Below are 20,392 nucleotides of genomic sequence, written 5' to 3'. Positions count from 1 at the left end.
ATACGTTATTTTCTATCCTTTGGAAGGCTAAAGTACTCTTGCACCTTCTTTTTGTAATTTTGGCGCAAAGGTAGTGATTGTCTGTTTAATATCTCAGTTTGGTTATAAAACAACTTTTTAAACTTCAATTCCTTAGTTGTATTGTTATTAAACTCTTGTAAATTGGTGTTTGATTTACGTTGTTTATCTCTGTTTTGTTCGAATGTAGCTTTGTCTAATTTAAGTAGCTCGTAGTTTAATTGCTGCATTCTATTAATACTCTCTTGTGTAAAACCTTTTTCCAAAATTTGATTTTCTAACTCCTCCATCTTTTTTAAAGCTTTTTTAGCTTCTTTATTCCCTGCATTTCCTTCGTTAATAGCATTTTTTAACTGTTCTCTAAGTTGTGATTGTTCTTTGTAAATTTGATATAATTCACCATCTAAATCATCACTTTGTTCACCATTTTGTCCTTCTTTTTCACCTTTATTTTTACCATCTTTTCCATCCTTTGGGTTTCCTTGATTTTTCTTTTGCATGCCTTGTTTCATCTTTTCCATTAATTCACTTTGCTTTTGAATGATGTCTGGCAAGCTAAACGATTTACCTTTCCCCTTCCCTTTTCCATTTCCAGGTTTAGGATTTTGCATAGCATCTAAAGTATTACTCAACATATCCGCTAATGTATTTGCTGAAGTCATTACATACTGTTGATTAGAGATTCCGTTTTGAAAATAATTATCTGCAAAATTTTCTAAAGATTGATCTAAGTTATAATGTGCTTGTGCTAAGTGATCTTGAATTTTTGAAGATATACTAGGAACTCGCATTGAAAGCACAAATAAGCTATCATCAATATGTTCAAAATAGGTTTTAAGTTGGTGTTGTTTCTGAAGGTTTTTACCAAAGTTAGGATGTGATGAATTTGAGGAAGAAAATTCATTCATTAAAGCTTCTTGATCAAATGAAAAAGTAATAAGGTTTTCTAATATTTGACGTAAACCTTCCATGTTTTCTTCTTCCATTTCTGCACTCATCGATTGCATTGATTGTTGCATCTTCTGACTCATTTCCTGCATCTTTTTAGCAGCTTTTTTTTGATTTTTCTTTGTTTCAGAAGCGTTATTTTTATCTAAATTTTCTTCAGCTTTATTAAGCTCTTCTTGAGTTTGTTTTTCTAAATCTTCCATAGAAGGCATTTCCATGGGTTGTTTTAAACCTTGATTATCTTTTTCTAAATCATCTAACTCTTTCTTTGCCTTTTGAAAGTCTTCATTAATTTGTTGCTGTTCTTCTTTACTAGATTCTTTGTTACTTAACTCTTCTTGTTTTTTTGATAAATCTTCTAGTTTGTTTGCTAATTGATTCATCTTTTGTTCTACATAAAAGCGCTTAGTCATTTCTAAAATACGTTCCAAACTACGTTCTTGTTGTTTGTTTTGTTCAGCTAGTTCTTTTGTCTTTTTAATTAAATCTTCTTTTTTAAGTTTATCTGCTAGCTTGTGTAATTCATCTAATAATTTTTGTTGCTTTTCTAACTTTTTAAGTTCTTCAATACGTTTTTTAAGGTTTTCTTTTTTCTGCTCAAGAGTTTCATTTTCCTCTTTCTTTTCAGAAAAATTCTCTTGTAATTTTTGTGTTTGACGTTGCATCATTTGCTTGTATTGTTCCTGACGCTTTATTAAATTCTGAATTTTCTTTTGATCGTTCCAGTTAATATTCTTTTTGTTTTGTAAATCAAACTGTATTTTCTCTAAATCTTTCTTACTTTTTTGTTGTTGATCTAGTGAGTTAGTTATGTTTTCTATGTAGTTTTTTTGTTCTTGTAATAGCTCTTCCTCTATTTCTTCTTTTGTTTTTTGTTGGTAGCTAAACTTTCTACTCATGGCTTTTTTACTACCATTTACAAGATCATTATCGTATACTTGAAAGTACATTTCATAGTCTATTCCCTCTTTTAAATCCAAACTTCCAGGAAATTCAAAATAAAAGGTTTGAATGTTCTCTTTATTTATTTTAATTACTTGATTATTAGTATTTTGATTATTTTTTTTATCGTAATAAACCAATTCTAACCTCTTAAAACCATAATCATCAGCAATTTGACCAACAAACTGGGCATTTCCACGAGAAATACTATCAATATTTGAATTTACATTGATAGTTGGATATTCATCTTTAGTTACATTAATAGAAAACTGTAGCTGTTCGTAATCTGTTAGATTTTTGTTAGATGTTGTAATTTGATAATTAGTATTATTCAGTACACGTTTAGAAAGCTCAAATTCGTTATTTTCTTTTTGTTTAAAAATTGTTCTTTTTTCTTTTTCTATAAAGGTAACTGTATCGGTTTCAGAAGTTTTAATATCCCATTTTATAATTGTTCCTTGTGGAACATTTAAGTTTCCGGTGTTGTTAATTGTTTCAGAAGCTTTTCCTATGTATGATGGATAGGTTAGATTTAATGAAATATTTTGAATCGATGGAGTTTTAATAATCGTTATAGTATACTCATTAGATTCAATTCCGTTGGCACTAGCATAAAAAGTAATAGGGTTTTGAACTTCAGAAAACGTATATGAAAACAAACCATTTCCTTCATTTTCCATAAAATATTGTTGACTATTAAAATGAATTTTGGTTCCTTGTGGTATCACCTCCCCTTCTGTTTGTATATATACAGTTATATCTTTTCCTTTAATAACACGTAAATCTTTTGCGGTTAAATTAAAATAAAAAGGAGTTGGAGGATTATATGCTACCGAATGATTTACTACACGATTAAAACTTTGTGAGAGCTTTTTTGAGGTTCCTGTAAGTAATGAAATTCCCCAAATTAAGAAAGGAATTAAAACATATTTTACATACTTTCTATTTCTACTAAAGTCAATGGCCTTATTAAAAGAAACAGGTTGTAATTCTTTCGATTTTTGTTCAATACTAGCAGCTAATAAATCAGACTGCTGATTGTTTTGTTGTAGCTGTAAAACATTTAATAATTTATCTTTTACTTCAGGAAAGTGATTTCCGATAATTTTAGAAGCTTCTTCAAAAGAAATTCCTTTTTGTAAACCTGCAATTTTAAAAATAGGAAAACAAATAAAACGGAAAAATAAGAACACTTCTACTATAATAAATAACCAAAATAAAAAAGTTCTGGCGGTTGGTTTTAACCACAAAAAGTATTCAATAAACAGAGTAAAGAGCAAATAAATTAATCCTAAAGAAACAAATAAAATGCTTCCTTTTATCAATTCATTTGTGTAAAATTTCTTACTAAACTGCTTTAGCTTTTGCTGTATTTTATTAAAATCTTCCATATCTAAGTATAAAAATACGTGTTTTAAGAGAGAATTTTAGTTAAAGATTTATTTAAACCCCTATTTTTCATTAATAATCCCCTTTAAATATGTTATTTGAATAAAAAATAAGGATTTACCATACCTTTTATAAGGGAAAAAAGACGAAGAGTTTTTAAAGTTGAATTAAATTGCTGGTACTAATTTTAAAAACTTTAAAGATGTTAAAAAACATTTCAAGCTTAGGTGTTTTACTTAATAAGGTAGCACAAAAAAACATAAAAGGAGGTTTCTTTTCAGGAAATAATGGATGTGATATTACAGGTTGTCATGAAAGGTATCCGGGAGGAAATGGATATGTAGGTTTTGGAGAAGGTAATCCATGTGCGTTTGATACACCGACAGGAATAAGTTGTACAGGGATTATACAAAATGATTTATGTTGTATAAGCTAAGATCCAGAAAATGTATGAAAGTAGTGTTAATTAAAATACTACTTTATTTTTTAGAAAGGTATTATAAAAAATAATGTCCTTTTGTAAGGAATGAAAGCTTTTGTAAACTAATTATAAAATCTTTTAAGCATGAAACAACTAATTTTACCAGCATTATTTTTAATTACATTTAATGCTTTTTCTCAAAGTCCATGGACAAAAAATAAAAATGAAGGATATCTTCAAGCTTCATTTACTACTATTGGAAGTTATGATAAAATCTATGGTAATCCAGACTACAAACCCCAACGAGAAATCACCGACAATACATTACAACTGTACGGAGAATATGGTGTAACAGACAAAACAACACTATTTGCTAACATTCCTTTGAAAATGGTTAAAACAGGTGACTTTACTGAAGATATGTCTGTAATTTTTCCTTCTTTTACTATTGAAGAAACTTCTGAAACCTTATTAGGAAATATTCAATTAGGAATAAAACACAACTTTTCTAATAACAAATGGTTGTTATCAGGACAACTTTCTATTGAAGCGAATACAAGCAGTTATAAAGAAAATTCAGGAATACGAAGTGGCTATGATGCGTGGACATTCACACCGTTGTTTTTAACAGGAAGAGGTTTTGATTCATGGTATATACAAGCATTTACAGGATTTGATATTAGAACAAACGACTATAGCTCTAACTATAAATTAGGAGGAGAAATTGGTTATAAAGCACTAAATTGGTTATGGGTAGCAGGCTTTTTAGACGGTGTTGCTTCTTTAAAAAATGGAGACGTTATATTGCCTCAAGAAAATTTGGCTACAGGTTTGTATGTAAACGATCAAAGCTATGCTGCCTTTGGATTAAAACTTATAGGTGAGTTCAATAAATCTTTTGGAGCTAATGTTGGTTTCGGAGGTGCTTTTGCGGGAAGAAATGTAGCTAAAGCTCCAGCATTGAGTTTCGGATTGTATCATAAGTTTTAAAAAAGTAAGGCTTTTCCTTACATTTTGTACGGTAAAATAAACGAAGAATTTTTAAAGTTAAATTAAATTGCTACTACTAATTTTAAAAACTTTAAAGATGTTAAAACACATTTCAAATTTAGGTACTACCTTAAAAAAGACAGAGCAGAAAAATATTAATGGAGGTTTCGGACTTACCAGGTGTAAATATGATCAAGACTGTCCAAGAAGAGATATGTATTGTTTTCATGGCTACTGCCAGTATAAATAAAATTTTAAAAGCGAGTTTAACTCGCTTTTTTCTTTTTTTCTCTTACCTCCCTTTTCTTTTCTATTAACATAAAACTATCTTTGCGCTTTCAAATCAATAAAAAAATGACTGAGAACGTAAGAGTACGCTTTGCTCCGAGTCCGACAGGACCATTACACATAGGTGGTGTAAGAACTGCTTTATTCAATTATTTATTTGCTAAAAAACATAACGGAACCTTTGTTTTACGTATTGAAGATACCGATCAAACACGTTATGTAGCTAATGCAGAAAAATACATAATCGATTCTTTAGAATGGTGTAACATTCCGTTTGATGAAGGTCCAGGTAAAAACGAAAAATTCGGACCCTATCGTCAGTCAGAACGTAAAGATTTGTATAAAAAATACGCAGATCAGTTAATTGAATCTGGTTGGGCATATTATGCTTTTGATACAGCTGAAGAATTAGATGCACACCGTAAAGATCATGAAGAAAAAGGAAAAACCTTTATTTATAATTGGCATAATCGTTTAAAGTTAAACAATTCGTTGGCTCTTTCTGCTAATGAAGTTTCAGAAAAAATAAATGCAGGAGAAAAGTATGTGATCCGTTTTAAAACTCCACAAGACGAGACCTTAATTTTACAAGATGAAATCCGTGGTACGATTAAAGTGGAAACAAACACCTTAGATGATAAAGTATTGTTTAAATCTGATGGTATGCCAACATATCATTTAGCAAATATTGTAGATGACCATTTAATGGAAATTTCACATGTAATTCGTGGTGAAGAGTGGTTACCTTCTCTCCCACTTCATGAGTTATTATATCGTGCATTTGATTGGAAAGCACCAAAATTTGCACACTTACCATTAATTTTAAAACCAGTAGGAAAAGGAAAATTAAGTAAGCGTGATGGCGATAAACTAGGTTTTCCAGTATTTCCGTTAGAATATACCAATGAGCAAACAGGTGATGTTTCACGTGGATACAAAGAAGACGGTTATTTTGCTGATGCATTTATAAATATGTTAGCATTCTTAGGATGGAACCCAGGAACAGAACAAGAAATTTTTAGTTTAGAGGAATTAACAGAAGCGTTCGATTTAGCGCGTGTAAGTAAATCAGGAGCTAAGTTTAGTCCAGATAAAACAAAATGGTTTAACCAACAGTATTTACAACAAAAGTCTAACAAAGAGCTTACAGCCTTATTCATACCTATTCTTGAAGAAAAAGGCATAACAAAAGATAAAGATCAGGCAGAAAAAGTAGTTTCTTTAATAAAAGAGCGTGCGACGTTTGTAGCTGATTTTTGGGAGTTATCTAACTTTTTCTTTGAAAACCCTTCAGAATATGATGAAAAAGCGGTTAAAAAACAATGGAAAGATACTACGAGTGAATTAATGCAAGAATTAGTAGAAGTAATTTCTAAAATAGAAGATTTTTCAATTGAAAATACTCAAACAGAAATCAAAGGATGGATTACTTCTAAAGAAATAGGATTTGGTAAAGTAATGCAACCACTTCGTTTAAGTTTGGTAGGAAAACTAGCAGGTCCAGATTTGTTTGATATCATGACAATGATAGGCAAAGAAACTACTATTACCAGAATACAAAACGCGATTAACGCGTTATCATAAAGCAAAAAAAAGCCGCTTTTAAAGCGGCTTTTTTGTATATTAAATTAGAAGATTAAAACATACAACCTCCTAAATGTTTTGCAGCATTACGAGCATTGTTATCACCTCCATTGTTCCAATTTAGTTTAAATACAACACCTAGAGTTCCTTGGATATGTGAACGCATACTTTCATAACCTTCAAAAGAATGTTTGTAGTATAGTTGTGGGTTAATACCAATATTATCACTAACCCAATAAATTCCACCAGCACCAACATTAAGTGTAGGTGTCATTTTACGTTCAGAATCTACTACACTACCTCCTATAAAAACATACGGAGCAAACTTGTTAAAAATAGCATTTAAGTTATAACGAAATGAAGCATCCATAGAAAAATACTTTGCAGAGTTTTTGATAAAACCAACGTCATCAATAGTATTAAAAGATACAGCACCATCTAAAGAAAAACGATCGCCAATAGGCATGGTTAAACTTACAGTAGGCACTTGAAATAAATATTGATCACCAATAAAAGCGGCGTCACTTTCACTAAATTTTGTTATTCCAAAACCTACACCTATTTGCCAAGAGTCGTTTAAATTTTGTGAAAAAACAGACGTTGTTAAACAGGTAAGTATTGCTATGAATAAAATTTTATGTTTCATCGGGAGATAAGTGTTTAGAGTAATAACTGGTTTAATAAGTTTTTAGTATAATTATTTTAATTGGCATTTACCTTTTTAATAGCTTCGGTAAAATTATCTAAGTCGTTATTGTTTAAAACTAAATGAACGGCTTCATCGCAAACTTTTTCAGCATTATCAGTAGAGAAATGTAAAGCTATAGCTATTTTACGTAGTATACCAACTTCTTCTTTGGCTACATTTTCATCAGCAAAAATCATTTTTGTTAAATGAAATAAACGTTCAATACGCTCTTCGTAACTAATAGGTGCATTTATTGGATACTTCTCAGGATTTTTTAAAATACCTTTATATTCTTCCTCGTTAATATTTAATTTTTTTGCAGCTCTGTCCAATAGTAATTGTTCTCCTTCAGAAATTACTCCATCAGTTTTAGCAATTTTAACTATACTAGCAAAGTGTCCTATTTCTTGTTTATGTTTTCCACTTGAATATAAATCTGATATTGACATAATTTTTTTTTAATTTTTTTAATTGAAAGTAAAGTGTATTTATTTAAAAACAAGTTTTAAATAAAGTCACAAAAATATCGCCGAAAGTTAACAATTCTAGTCAAAAACGAAGTATTATTTTTTCTTATCGTAATTTATAAATACATAAGATATGTTAATTTAAAACAGTGTTTTTTTATCTGATTTAAAGGCTTTTTATTTTTAGCTAATACAAATCCTTAGGGCAGCTTTTTTAAACCCTTTAAAACACCGATTACGTTAGTTTAAATAAAAAAGATAGAGAAAAAATAAAAGAATAAATAATACTTATAAAACTAAAAATAACAATTGATAAAACTTAAAGTAGTTTTTACTCTTTAAAAATCACTAACTTGTTAACAAATGAAATTCTAATCTTATCAAAAATGAAAACGGTATATACTATTTTAATTTTATTAGTTTCGGTTGCGTTGAGTTTTTCACAAAACAATGGAATAATAGAAAAAGAGGTTAATCAACAAATATGGCAACCATTTAAAAAATCTTTTGAAGCTAGAGATTGGGAATCATTTAATAATTTACATACTAACGATGTGTTAAGAGTAAATAAGTACGGAATACGCAAAGGAGAAGAATACAAGAATTCAATACAAACATCCTATCAAAAACCAACAACAAAAAAAAGACAAATAGATTTTTGTTTTAATCAAAGAATCTATAAAGAAAACACAGGTTATGAAGTAGGGTATTATCGGGTCATATATACTGAAAAATATAAAGAACCTCGCACAGTATATGGTAGGTTCCACGTGGTACTAAAAAAAAAGGAAAATACTTGGTTAATTGCACAAGATTGGGATACTGACACTATAAATGGAAAATCAATTACCAAAGAAGATTTTGAGTCAGGTAAATGTTTGTGAATTAGATAATAACTTTTAAGTTCTCTTATTCTACATTTTTTATTTCGACTTTAAAGAGAAGTCTGTTTTAATTTTTAGTAGCAAACATCCTATGAAAACTGAAGCTGGCTTAAAAAAATGTATCTAATTCAAAACTAAATAACTAAGAAAAACACCTTTTTTTCATCTGTTAAAGTATTGTAAAATTTGAATTTTATTAAGTGTAAAACCTGAACGAAAACGTAAATTTGTGTAGAGTTTTGCGCAGAGTTCCCCACGATTGTTAATTACTTCAGCTTAAAAAAAGAATAGCAAAAACATTGCTGTAGTTTCTATTCAGTCACTCTTCTCAAAAAAATTGAAAAGAAAACTAAAAATTTTATTGTAAATGAATCAATTTGATAAGCATCAAATCATTCCTTTTTATTTAGGAAACGAAACCTCTATTAAAGAAGCTCTAGTAAAGTACAAAGAACTATTAGACAGCAATAAAGCAGTCGTAAACCAGGTGTTTGATGTAGAGTTTAAAATTATTGAAAACGATACTCAACGTCGTATTCAAGTAGCAGATACCAACAATCAAAAGTTGGTAAAAAATGCACTGAACATGGGACCAGATGGAGGTCCAAGCTATTACCCAAACCATATTAGAGATACTGATGAAATTTATATTTCAGAAGTACTCTTTTTTGCCATTGCACTAGAGTATCCTTCATTAAAAGAAGCGGTAGTTACCACCGCAAAAGCAATAGTAGCACACAGTAGGCGTTTTAATGATACTTGGAATTTATGGATAGACGATATGCGTGTTTTTGGTATCGAGGCGTTGTATATGCTAGCGCGAACAGATGCTAATTATACCTACTTATTATCGCAATTTTTAATTCCTTATTGGGATGATGAACACGCTGTAGGTTACGAAGAGTATTTACGCGATTTATTCCAAAAAAATGGATGGAATAGACCTATGATTAAAGCTTTTATTTGGTGTGATAATAGTTATTTTAGACAAGCAATTGTAACATCACAAGAAAAATCATTAGGAAATTATTTAAAAGCAAATCCAGAAGAATATACCTATTTTAAACGAGCGCTTCAAGAGCGATTTGTAGAAGAACCAGTACTATTACCTTACGGTGATGATGACCCAGAAGAAACGCATCCTGTATTAGATATTTACTTCAGTTTAGTAGTTGTTGCTGAAGAATGGGCTGAGTCGATAGAGGATAATGAAGAGGTATTACAAGAACATTTTATTGAAGACACCTTAGAAAATGAGGCATTTGATTTAGAAAAAAAGATTAAAAATACACTTCAAAAACCTTTAAGTAAAATTAATGAAGAGGCGCAAAGAGAAAAGGACGAAGACGAAGAAAGAGAAGCCTATTTTGATAATTATGAATATGGAGACGGTTTAAAAAGTGTAAAAGAGTTAATCTTACATTTACATCGTGGTGCAGATCTTTGGAAATATGTACAAACAGGTCAACATAAAGAAGCTTTAAACGATTTACCACAGACAGATTTATTACCCTTAGCTAAAGAGCATGCTCGTGTTATGTACTTACGAATGCTGTATTTCACAGGTGGTTATCGTGATGAAAATGAAGTTCGTGAATCTCTAGAAAATATTATTAGTGATGTTACAGCAGAATTGCTGTCATTAGAAGAAGATGATGTTGAAAAAATCTATCAAAACGGTCTAATTCTTACCATTAAAACACGACCTACAGGTACACCAGAAGATACAGAAGTAGCACAAAGACAACAAGAACGTAACGCTATGTATTTACGTATACTAGATGTGTTTTATTACGCCTTTGGTAAAAAACCGTTTGATGACGATATTAAAGATGTTGTAACTAAAAACGATCCTTTATTAAGTGTTGAAGAATATCAGCAACGTTATCATCCGCAGCTTTCAAAAGGAGCAACACCAGAAGAGAAAGAAAAGCATGAAAAAAATATCATAATAGAAGTATTACGAGAGTTTGCAGATCTTGATACAAAACTTTCTAAAAAGAATTTTGACGATGCAGCTTTTGTTTTTGAAGAAAAAAGAGAACGACGCGATTGCTCTTGGTGGCCAAAAGACAATTTAGGATGTTGTGCTTTAGCAACGTACCTACTCTTTCAAGACTTTCAACAACGTGTTGGAGATGATTATACACAAAGACTTTTTAACTACGTTAATGAAAATGTTTGGACGTTGATAGCTAAAATGGTAGAAGAATCATTGGTAAATCCTATTGATGAAAAAAATAAAGACTTAGATCCTATTAAGGAGCAAGCTTTACGATATATCACTGAGGCAAATACCACGTTAACAGAAGAAGAAGCGTTAGAAGCTTTTAGTAGAATACTTTTGGTAGAAGAAGGAAAAGAAGCAAGTATTAAACAAAAAAAGTACGATTTATTCGATAATGCTTATGAAGACAATCAACGTACAGTACTTATTTGTTATTGGTTATCACAAATGCCATTACCAAGTCAGCATCAAGCAAAGCGATTGTGGAAACTATGGGTTGCTTTAGCTCCACAAAAAGTAATACAATTATTAGCAAAAATAACAGCAGACGATGAATACGACTATTCGTTTGAAAACCCATTAAAAGAAATTGATTTTTACGATAGAATTGAAAAAAATGGAGTACCAAAATCACAAAGTATTGCTTTTCAAATGGTAGTAGCTCAAAAAATGTTTCATAATAGTTGGGAAGGAGATAAAGCCCCATATTTAGTATGGTTAGATAAATATAATGAAATAGACAGTACTGCAACAGGTATGTTTGATGTAATAGATAAAAAGCGTGCACTAGCCTTAGATGAAGGAATGCACTACATTGATGCATATAGACGAATTGAATATTTTATCGATTTATCGTTACAAAATGAACGTTTTCCTTTCAATCAACCAGAAGCATTTAAAGAAACAGTAAGTAAATTATTTCAAGAAAACTTAGTACCGTGGTATAAAAGATTGGCTACATACAATGCCAGTGTATGCAAAAGTTATTATAATTACTACAACGATGAAAATAAAGAAACTTCTGCTTTAGAAAAATTACCAATATCATTTCATCCAAACGCAGTTACTAACCTTTCCACAAAAATTAACGACTATAACCAAGTCCAATTACTTCAAAAGAAAGGAGAAGAACTTGTTATTTTACAGTTAGACAAAGCGTATAATGACCATAGGCTTGAAGACTCACAAATAACATCAAAAAAAGTATCATTACCATACGGTCAGTTTGTGTTATTTCCAGAAGAAATAGATACAGAAGCAATTTTAAACGCCATTCGTAACCAAACTACCGATGCAGAAGATGTTGAAATGTTAGTTACCAAATTACAAGAATATTTAGATGATGAGGTGAGTTATGCAGATATGGCATCATTATGTAATAAAATGCTCAAAAAAGAAGATTTCAACGCCTATGATAGAAATTATTCAGCGATGACAATTCAGCAATTTATTTGGATGCTATCTGAGGAAAAACAACATCGTTTTATCAAACTTTTTGCAAATCACAGCCTCGAAGGAACCAAAATGTTGACGAGAGACTTTACCAAAGCATTTTTACGAATGAAAGTACGTGAAAAAGAAGTGAGCTTAGAAGAAATAAGAGAAAAATCAGAAGAAGAAGAGTACAAAGAAGCAGCATTTACATACCTACTAAACCTTTTAGATAGTTTAGAGGTTAATCCATTATACATTGCAGATATAGCACTTGATGAATATAATGAAGCCTCAAAACATTGGTTTATTGCTTTAGGAGCAGAAAAACTGTTTGATTTATCACAAAACTTTTCAGTTGACAAACGTGTAGAACTAATAGAAATGCTTTCCGAATCTGAAGAAGCTACAAATGTTTTAAAACCTTTTTTAGAAGATGCATCCAGAATGGTAAGAGATGCTGCAGAAAGTGTCTTAAATACTTCAGAAACGATGTAAAAACAAAAAGCTGTCTATTTTAGACAGCTTTTTTATTCATACCTTTATTGTCATTTAAACCGTCATTTCGAGTGCTAACGAAGCAATCTTTCAGTCGTTTGTTCCAAACAAACAAATTACTTCACCCCTCACCTACATCATAATAACATAGAGCAGGTATAACTGATTAAAATAAAGGAATAAAAGCGTAAAAATAATTTTCAAAATACCTTAATTTTATCAACATAAGCTTTAAAACCAACCTATGAACAACGAGAAAAACTCTGAAACTTGGAAAAAACTCTACCAAAACTCACAAGAACTCACCAAACCAACCTCTGTAGATAACATACTTTCTGATGACGATGTAATCTTTTTAAAACAAGAATTAAAAAACATCATCAATCGGTTTTTAGACAGAGGAGAATTGCACAAAGGCATCAAAGTATATATAAACCACGAACTTCAAAACGGAATAGCAGAAGAAATGGTAGCCAATAGACCAAAAGAAGAGGAAACTATTGAGCAATGGTGTATGAAACTTTTTGGAGATCAGAAATTCGGAGTTGTTTTCAATAGTTTAGAAAGCTTTAGCAATGAGTTTACCGAGAGAATGTGTCACATTGTTTCTCCACTACTTGAAAAAGCAGGAATGCCTTTAGGCGGACTCTCTTTTTTATTTTTTATGGGAAACTATGGTTTTACCCCTTTCGGAATTCATAAAGAAGCCAAAGGAGAAGAAGGTTTCTTGTTTCATTTAGGTCCCAACCATAAAGACTTTTATACTTGGGATATTGAAGAATACAATAAAATAGAACATAATACGCAAGTGTTCCACGAGGTAGATACAATGCTGCCAACATCTACAAAATATCCGTTAAAAGTAAAATCAGCGATGTTTATTCCGCATCATGTATATCATATTGCAAAAACTGATGAATTTTCGCTAAGTGTGGTAATGGATTATATAAATCCGTCGAGAGATTATTTAGAAAAAACAATTGCCACACAAATAGCCTCAAAAGAGCTACAAAAAAATCCGAATGTAGGGTATTTACCACCAGTAGATGTAACCACCGAAGAATTGGATTGGAATAGCTTATTAAACCGTAAAACGTGGGAGCAGCAATACAAAAAAGTACTTTCAAAATATATTACTATGCTAAAAAGTAACGCAGGAGTTTTACAACCTTCAATAGTTGAGAACAAAGAAAGTTTACCCAACCCGCCATTTCAAATTAAGGGAAAGACAATTTTTCCGTTGTTAATACATACAGAAAACACAGAGAAAACCTGTATAATGGCAAGAGGAAATGAAGTTGTTGTTAGTAATAACTCACAACTAAACACAATTATAGAAAAGCTAAACATAGGAGAAACCATAAGCTTTGAAGAATTACAAAATCACCTCACTCCTACTTGGGAATTGATGGATGTATTTGATTTTGTAAGTCAGTTAGCACGAGTTGGAGCGATTGTTATTTATAAGGGATAACCTTACTGTCATTTCGAGCGATAGCGAGAAATCTCTCTCAAGGGAGTCAGAAATACCTGTGAAAGTACTTAACACGCAATTTTAAGATTTCTCAGTCGTCACCTCCTTCGAAATGACACTAAAAAAAATTATTCTATCTTTAAAAGAAAAATGCTAAACAAATACGTTGTATACAAGAATAAAACCACGTTGTATATTGGCGTTACAAACAACCTTCAAAAACGATTATCTCAACATTATTTTGATAGCGAGCATGCTAAAAAATCCTTTGCAGGAAGGTATAATTGCTATTATTTGATTTATTATGAAGCTTTTGAAACGATAAACGAAGCAATTCACAGAGAAAAAGAATTAAAAAAATGGCGTAGAGAAAAGAAAGAAAACTTGATTAACAGTTTCAATCCTGAGTGGCGTTTTTTGAATAATGAAGTGTTTTAATTAATACAACCATTCGAATTCTCCTTGTCATTTCGACCGCAGGGAGAAATCTCACTTACGGGAGTTACAAATACACTTGAAAGTGCTCAATACACAAGAATAAGATTTCTCACTTCCGTTGCACTCCAGTTCGAAATGACGTTGAGATTGCATGGTGTCCTGTCATTTCGACCGCAGGGAGAAATCTTACTCATGGGAGTTACAAATACTCTTAAAAGTCAAAAACACCCTTACAAACTCACACACAAATAAATAACCCTTGCCTCCCTCCTCTTTTTTTACTATGTTTAACACGCTAAAAAAAGTAAAAAGTAGTACTACCCCTTATCTCAACTATTTTTTTATTTAAAAAGTAAAAACAAGCACTTCTTTATGGTTTTCCGTAAAGTATTGTGGTTGTATACGTTTAGTTTTAAACTGCAAAGTTTAAGTGATAAAAAATATAAATATGGAGGTAGATTGGATTAAATGTGAAAATAATAACTGGTGTAATTTCTCAACAGTGAACTTGAATCATGAACACTTTAATGATTTGAAAGGTGTATATATTATTTGGTCTGGAGAAACTGTTGTAAGGCTAGGAAGTGGAAGTATAAAAGATAGGATAGCAGACCATCGTAACAATTCAGAAATAATTGCTTATTCAAATTTGAAGGTTACTTGGGCAAAGATTAATGGGAATCAAATGCAAGGAGTTGAAAAATATTTGTCTGATATTTTAACCCCTAAAATAGGTGAACGATTCCCTGATAGAATACCTATCAATGTGAATTTTCCATGGAGTTAATATATTTTTAAAATTTTAATTTTATAGAAAAAGAGTGTTTATAGGAACAGAAAAGCTAAGAATAAAAATCAAATGACAAACAAACAAGTAAATAATCTTATAGAAAAAAATGAATCTAGTGATTTTCTAAAAAGAATAGAGGTTAATATTAATTTACAAAAAGTAAATATTTCTACTAAATTAATTGGATTATTTGAGTTGTTTATATATGTGAGAAAGCAAAGAAATGGGTGGAATAAAATTGAAACGGAAATACCAACGAACTTAACTGTAAGTATAGACTATTTTAACAAATTCTTAGATAATATTGAAACGCTACTTGGTAAAGAAAATGCAGAAAGCAGCTGGTATAACCTCATAGAAAATCCTTTTTTAACCTCTGGAAGATATTCTCAATTTAGCATGTCAAATATATTTACTTATGACTCACCAATAACTTCTTTCTTAATTAATGTTAATATATTAGGTAGTGAGTGTTTTAATGGTGCTTATGACTATATTTATGATAACATTAATAATAATAAAATAAAAAATAAACTTTATTATAAAGGAATTCAAAAAGCATATGAATTTGAAGATCAGGATCCTGATAAAAAAACAAGTAGAGTAAGAAATGAACGTAGTAACTTGAGTCGTTTGAGAAATGATTTTAGACAATTATTTATAAATGCAGAAAAATCATTTTTTGAGAAGATTGAAAATCAAGAGAATCAATTTGAAAACCAAAAAAAAGAAATTTTAAAATGGTTTGAAAAATCCCAAATAAAAGAAGATGAGCGTTTTAACAAAAGTATAGATAATTTTAAAAATCAACAATTAAAAAACCTCGATAAGATTGGAGAGTTAGAAAGTTTATATTCTAACAAGTTAATGTTATCCAAACCTGCTGAGTATTGGGATGAAAGAGCACAAAAATTAAAAAAGGAGGCAAGTTTATGGATTAAAAGTTTAAGTCTTTCAATAATATTAGCATTAACAATATTATTAATAATAATATTTAAAATATCAGATAATACCATTATTGAATTATTTTCTAATGTAGGAAGCGGCATAAAGTGGTCAATTGTCTTTATTTCAATAATCTCACTTTTAGCTTTTGGAATCAAAATTTTTTCAAAGCTTACTTTTAGTTCATATCACTTAGCAAGAGATGCAGAAGAAAGAAAACAATTAGTTTATGTATATTTATCATTATTAAATGAAAATGCTATTTCTGAAAATGAGAGAATAATAATTTTACAATCTTTGTTTAGTAGATCAGAAACAGGTCTTTTAAAGGATGATTCATCTCCAACAATGCCATCAACAAGCCTGCTAGAGAAAGTAATTTCAAAAAGTAACTAGATTTAATAGTAAAATTTCCAAGTACAGTTTTTTTAGAGTAAAAACAAAAAATAATCCTCGTACATTTGCGTAAAATTTTTGTACGTTGAGCAAGCAAGCAATTGTAAATCACTATCAACAATCTGAGAATGTAAAACAGATTGTTCATCAGCTTCAACAAGATCCACACCATTTTCAACTAACGAATTTGGTCGGTTCTTCGTTGTCTTTTATCATTTCCGAAACTTTTAAACAAGCCGATAAACCCTACTTGTTAATTTTTAACGATAAGGAAGAAGCTGCTTATTATCTAAACGATTTAGAGCAGTTATTGGGCGATAAAAACGTGTTGTTTTATCCGGGTTCGTATCGCAGACCGTATCAGATAGAAGAAACCGACAATGCCAATGTGCTTCTGCGTTCAGAGGTGTTAAACCGTATCAATTCTCGAAAAAAACCTGCGATTATTGTTACCTATCCTACTGCCCTGTTCGAAAAAGTGGTGACCAAAAAAGAGCTGGAAAAAAACACGCTTAAAGTGGTGGTGGGCGAGCAAGTATCGCTCGATTTTGTCAACGAAGTACTGTTTGAATATCATTTTAAACGGGTCGATTTCGTAACCGAACCAGGAGAGTTTTCAGTACGTGGTGGAATTATCGACGTGTTTTCGTTTTCTCACGACGAACCCTATCGTATTGAGTTTTTTGGCGATGAAGTAGACAGCATCCGAACCTTTGATGTAGAAACGCAACTTTCTAAAGAAAAACTGAAGAAAGTGAGTATTATGCCCAATGTAGAAAACAAAACATTGCAGGAATCACGAGAAAGCTTTTTAAAATACATATCGGCTAAAACCGCTGTTTTCGTTAAGAATGTAGATTTACTAAGTGATTCACTGGATAAATTCTATCGAAAAGCAGAACTATCGTTTAACGAATTATCTACCGAAATCAAACACGCAAAACCCGAAGAATTGTTTTGCAACGGTGAGCTCATTCGAAATCAACTACAAGATTTTACAACGGTTGACATTGGTAAAAACCGTCATTCTGAACGAAGTGAGAAACCGCAAGGTTCAGCGGAGCTAAATCTCACTAACGTAAGCATCAACTTCGATACCCACCCACAACCGTCTTTCAACAAAAAATTCGACCTTTTAATTCAGAATTTCAACGAATTTTCGGCCAAAGGATTTACCAATTATATTTTATGTTCTAACGAACAGCAAGCACAACGTTTCCACGATATTTTTGATGACCACGAAGAAGAAGTTTCTTATGAAACCATTGTGTTTCCGTTGTATCAAGGATTTGTAGACATTGATAGTAAAATTGTTTGTTATACCGATCATCAAATCTTTGAACGTTATTACAAATTCCGACTCAAAAACGGATACGCGAAAAAGCAATCTATCACCCTACAAGAACTTACCAAATTAGATGTAGGTGATTATGTAACTCATATCGACCACGGAATTGGAAAGTTTGGCGGACTCCAAAAAATAGATGTAGAAGGCAAAAAACAGGAAGCCATTAAGTTAATTTATGGCGATCGTGATATTTTATACGTAAGTATTCACTCGCTACACAAAATTTCCAAATTCAACGGAAAAGACGGAAAACCGCCTAAAGTATATAAACTAGGGTCGAATGCTTGGAAAAAAGTCAAGCAAAAAACCAAAGCCCGTGTAAAACATATTGCGTTCAACTTAATTCAGTTATACGCAAAACGAAAACTACAAAAAGGATTTGCTTTCGGACCCGACACGCATATGCAACACGAGTTGGAAGCGAGTTTCTTATACGAAGACACACCCGATCAGTTCTCTTCTACCCAAGAAGTAAAAGCTGATATGGAAAAAGAACAACCGATGGATCGTTTGGTGTGTGGTGATGTTGGTTTTGGAAAAACAGAAATTGCCATTAGAGCGGCTTTTAAAGCGGTAGATAACGGAAAACAGGTTGCGGTGCTTGTACCAACTACAGTTTTAGCATTTCAGCACTTTAAAACCTTTTCTAAGCGATTAAAAGACTTTCCGGTTACGATTGACTACCTAAACCGTTTTAGAACCACAAAACAGCGTAAAGGCGTGTTAGAAGGGGTTGCTGATGGAAGTGTAGATATTGTGATTGGAACGCACCAGTTAACCAATAAAGCAGTCCAGTTTAAAGATTTAGGATTGTTAGTTATTGATGAGGAACAAAAGTTTGGGGTAGCAGCTAAAGACAAACTAAAAACCATTAAAGAAAATGTAGATACGTTGACCTTAACAGCAACGCCGATCCCGCGTACTTTACAGTTTAGTTTGATGGCGGCGCGTGATTTATCGGTAATTAAAACACCACCACCCAACCGTCACCCCATAGAAACCAACGTGATTCGCTTTAGTGAAGAAACTATTCGCGATGCGATTTCGTATGAGATTTCTCGTGGTGGACAGGTATTTTTTATTCATAACCGTATAGAAAACATCAAAGAAGTAGCAGGATTGTTACAACGTTTGGTGCCAAGTGCAAAAATTGGCATTGGACACGGACAAATGGAAGGAAAAAAGTTAGAAGAACTCATGCTTGGTTTTATGAACAATGAGTTTGATGTGTTGGTGTCTACCACCATTATTGAAAGTGGATTGGATGTACCGAATGCGAATACGATTTTCATCAACAACGCCAACAATTTTGGACTGTCTGATTTACACCAAATGCGTGGTCGTGTAGGACGTTCGAACAAAAAAGCCTTCTGTTATTTTATCACGCCACCGTATCATCATATGACCGATGATGCACGTAAACGAATTCAGGCATTAGAGTTGTTTTCTGATTTAGGAAGCGGATTGAACATTGCCATGAAGGACTTAGAGATTCGTGGTGCTGGAGATTTATTAGGTGGAGAGCAAAGCGGATTTATCAACGATATTGGTTTTGATACCTATCAGAAAATCTTACATGAAGCCATTGAAGAACTCAAGGAAAATGAATTCAAAGACTTATATCCTACGGATGAAAATGCGCCAAAAGAGTATGTAAAAGAGGTACAAATTGATACCGATTTTGAAATTCTATTCCCAGATGATTATGTGAATTCAGTTACCGAACGTTTGAGTTTATACAACAAATTAGGAACTTTAACTACGGAAGAGGAATTACAAACCTTTGAGACTGAAATTATCGACCGTTTTGGAGAATATCCAACTCAAGTAGCCGATTTATTAGACAGTGTTCGTATTAAATGGTTGGCGAAAGAATTAGGTTTAGAAAAGGTAATTTTAAAGCAAAAACGCATGTTAGGTTATTTTGTATCCGATCAGCAAAGTGCTTTTTATCAAACCGAAGCATTTACCAAAATGTTGAGGTATGTACAGCAAAACCCGAAGAGTTGTGTAATGAAAGAAAAGAAAACCAAAAACGGATTGCGCTTACTCATCACATTTATTAAAATTGATAGTGTACACAAGGCGTTAGAAACCTTACAGAAAGTATAAAACGTCATTGCGAGCGAGGAACGAGCGAAGTAATCTGTTTATTAAGAACTCACGACTTAGAGATTGCTTCACTTTAGTCTGTCTTGAGCGACAGTCGAAAGATTCGCAATGACGGTACAAAGAAGTTGTCAGTTCGAGTGGTTTTCACGATTGGAAAGAGTGAAAATTGTATCGAGAACTAGTTTATATGCATCTCGATATAAATTTCTTTCCTCTATTGAAAAAGAAATTCACTCGATGTGACAATGTAAACTCATAATCAAAAGGTTACCGCGCTCCGCTCGCAATGACAAAAAAAGCAAACCGTCATTACGAAGGAGTTACGACTGAAGT

General features: G+C 31.7%; 13 protein-coding genes. 10 read left to right on the top strand and 3 right to left on the bottom strand.

Features of this window, described 5'->3' with window-relative positions; translation table 11 throughout:
- Positions 1 to 5 precede the first annotated feature (5 nt).
- Positions 6 to 3,299: a DUF4175 family protein gene (locus ACXIHB_RS10450; protein ID WP_462098206.1), complete on the bottom strand. Its 3,294-nt coding sequence runs from the start codon at positions 3,297 to 3,299 to the stop codon at positions 6 to 8.
- A gap of 200 nt (positions 3,300 to 3,499) precedes the next feature.
- Here ACXIHB_RS10450 and ACXIHB_RS10445 point away from each other — a divergent pair, with 200 nt between their 5' ends.
- From ACXIHB_RS10445 to gltX, 3 genes are all read left to right on the top strand, one after another.
- Positions 3,500 to 3,733 (top strand): hypothetical protein, encoded by a 234-nt coding sequence (locus ACXIHB_RS10445; protein WP_047788049.1) that lies wholly within the window; start codon positions 3,500 to 3,502, stop codon positions 3,731 to 3,733.
- A 129-nt stretch (positions 3,734 to 3,862) separates the two neighbouring features.
- On the top strand, positions 3,863 to 4,708 hold the full coding sequence (locus ACXIHB_RS10440) for a hypothetical protein (RefSeq protein WP_159610584.1): 846 nt from the start codon (positions 3,863 to 3,865) through the stop codon (positions 4,706 to 4,708).
- A 354-nt stretch (positions 4,709 to 5,062) separates the two neighbouring features.
- Positions 5,063 to 6,580 carry a glutamate--tRNA ligase gene (gene gltX / locus ACXIHB_RS10435; protein ID WP_073182349.1) on the top strand — a complete coding sequence of 506 codons (1,518 nt, stop codon included), beginning with the start codon at positions 5,063 to 5,065 and terminating at the stop codon, positions 6,578 to 6,580.
- Between the two features lie 52 nt (positions 6,581 to 6,632).
- Here the strand turns inward: gltX and ACXIHB_RS10430 are convergent, their stop codons facing one another.
- The gene (locus ACXIHB_RS10430) at positions 6,633 to 7,226 is read right to left on the bottom strand and encodes a transporter family protein (RefSeq protein ID WP_047788046.1); all 594 of its coding nucleotides are present in this window, start codon (positions 7,224 to 7,226) and stop codon (positions 6,633 to 6,635) included.
- Positions 7,227 to 7,282: 56 nt separating this feature from the next.
- Positions 7,283 to 7,717, bottom strand: a complete 435-nt coding sequence (locus ACXIHB_RS10425; protein ID WP_047788045.1) for a tellurite resistance TerB family protein — start codon at positions 7,715 to 7,717, stop codon at positions 7,283 to 7,285.
- 404 nt (positions 7,718 to 8,121) lie between these two features.
- Between ACXIHB_RS10425 and ACXIHB_RS10420 the strand changes: the two genes are divergently transcribed.
- The 7 genes from ACXIHB_RS10420 to mfd all read left to right on the top strand — a co-directional run bounded on the left by ACXIHB_RS10420 (position 8,122) and on the right by mfd (position 20,059).
- Positions 8,122 to 8,619, top strand: coding sequence for a nuclear transport factor 2 family protein (locus ACXIHB_RS10420; RefSeq protein ID WP_437823548.1), 498 nt, complete (start codon positions 8,122 to 8,124; stop codon positions 8,617 to 8,619).
- Between the two features lie 367 nt (positions 8,620 to 8,986).
- Positions 8,987 to 12,556 carry a hypothetical protein gene (locus tag ACXIHB_RS10415; RefSeq protein WP_462098205.1) on the top strand — a complete coding sequence of 1,190 codons (3,570 nt, stop codon included), beginning with the start codon at positions 8,987 to 8,989 and terminating at the stop codon, positions 12,554 to 12,556.
- A gap of 244 nt (positions 12,557 to 12,800) precedes the next feature.
- A complete protein-coding gene (locus ACXIHB_RS10410; RefSeq protein WP_462098204.1) occupies positions 12,801 to 14,030 on the top strand; it encodes an RNA methylase in 1,230 nt (409 codons plus the stop codon).
- 150 nt (positions 14,031 to 14,180) lie between these two features.
- Complete coding sequence (locus tag ACXIHB_RS10405; RefSeq protein ID WP_462098203.1) at positions 14,181 to 14,468, top strand: GIY-YIG nuclease family protein; 288 nt, start codon at positions 14,181 to 14,183, stop codon at positions 14,466 to 14,468.
- A gap of 448 nt (positions 14,469 to 14,916) precedes the next feature.
- The gene (locus ACXIHB_RS10400; RefSeq protein WP_462098202.1) at positions 14,917 to 15,255 is read left to right on the top strand and encodes a hypothetical protein; all 339 of its coding nucleotides are present in this window, start codon (positions 14,917 to 14,919) and stop codon (positions 15,253 to 15,255) included.
- 72 nt (positions 15,256 to 15,327) lie between these two features.
- On the top strand, positions 15,328 to 16,599 hold the full coding sequence (locus tag ACXIHB_RS10395) for a DUF6161 domain-containing protein (RefSeq protein WP_462098201.1): 1,272 nt from the start codon (positions 15,328 to 15,330) through the stop codon (positions 16,597 to 16,599).
- 85 nt (positions 16,600 to 16,684) lie between these two features.
- A complete protein-coding gene (gene mfd, locus ACXIHB_RS10390) occupies positions 16,685 to 20,059 on the top strand; it encodes a transcription-repair coupling factor (protein WP_462098200.1) in 3,375 nt (1,124 codons plus the stop codon).
- Positions 20,060 to 20,392: the final 333 nt, after the last annotated feature.

The organism is Tenacibaculum sp. IMCC1 (assembly GCF_054906355.1).
The sequence above is the reverse complement of the archived record's forward strand: the minus strand, read 5'-3'. Positions and strand labels throughout refer to the sequence as shown.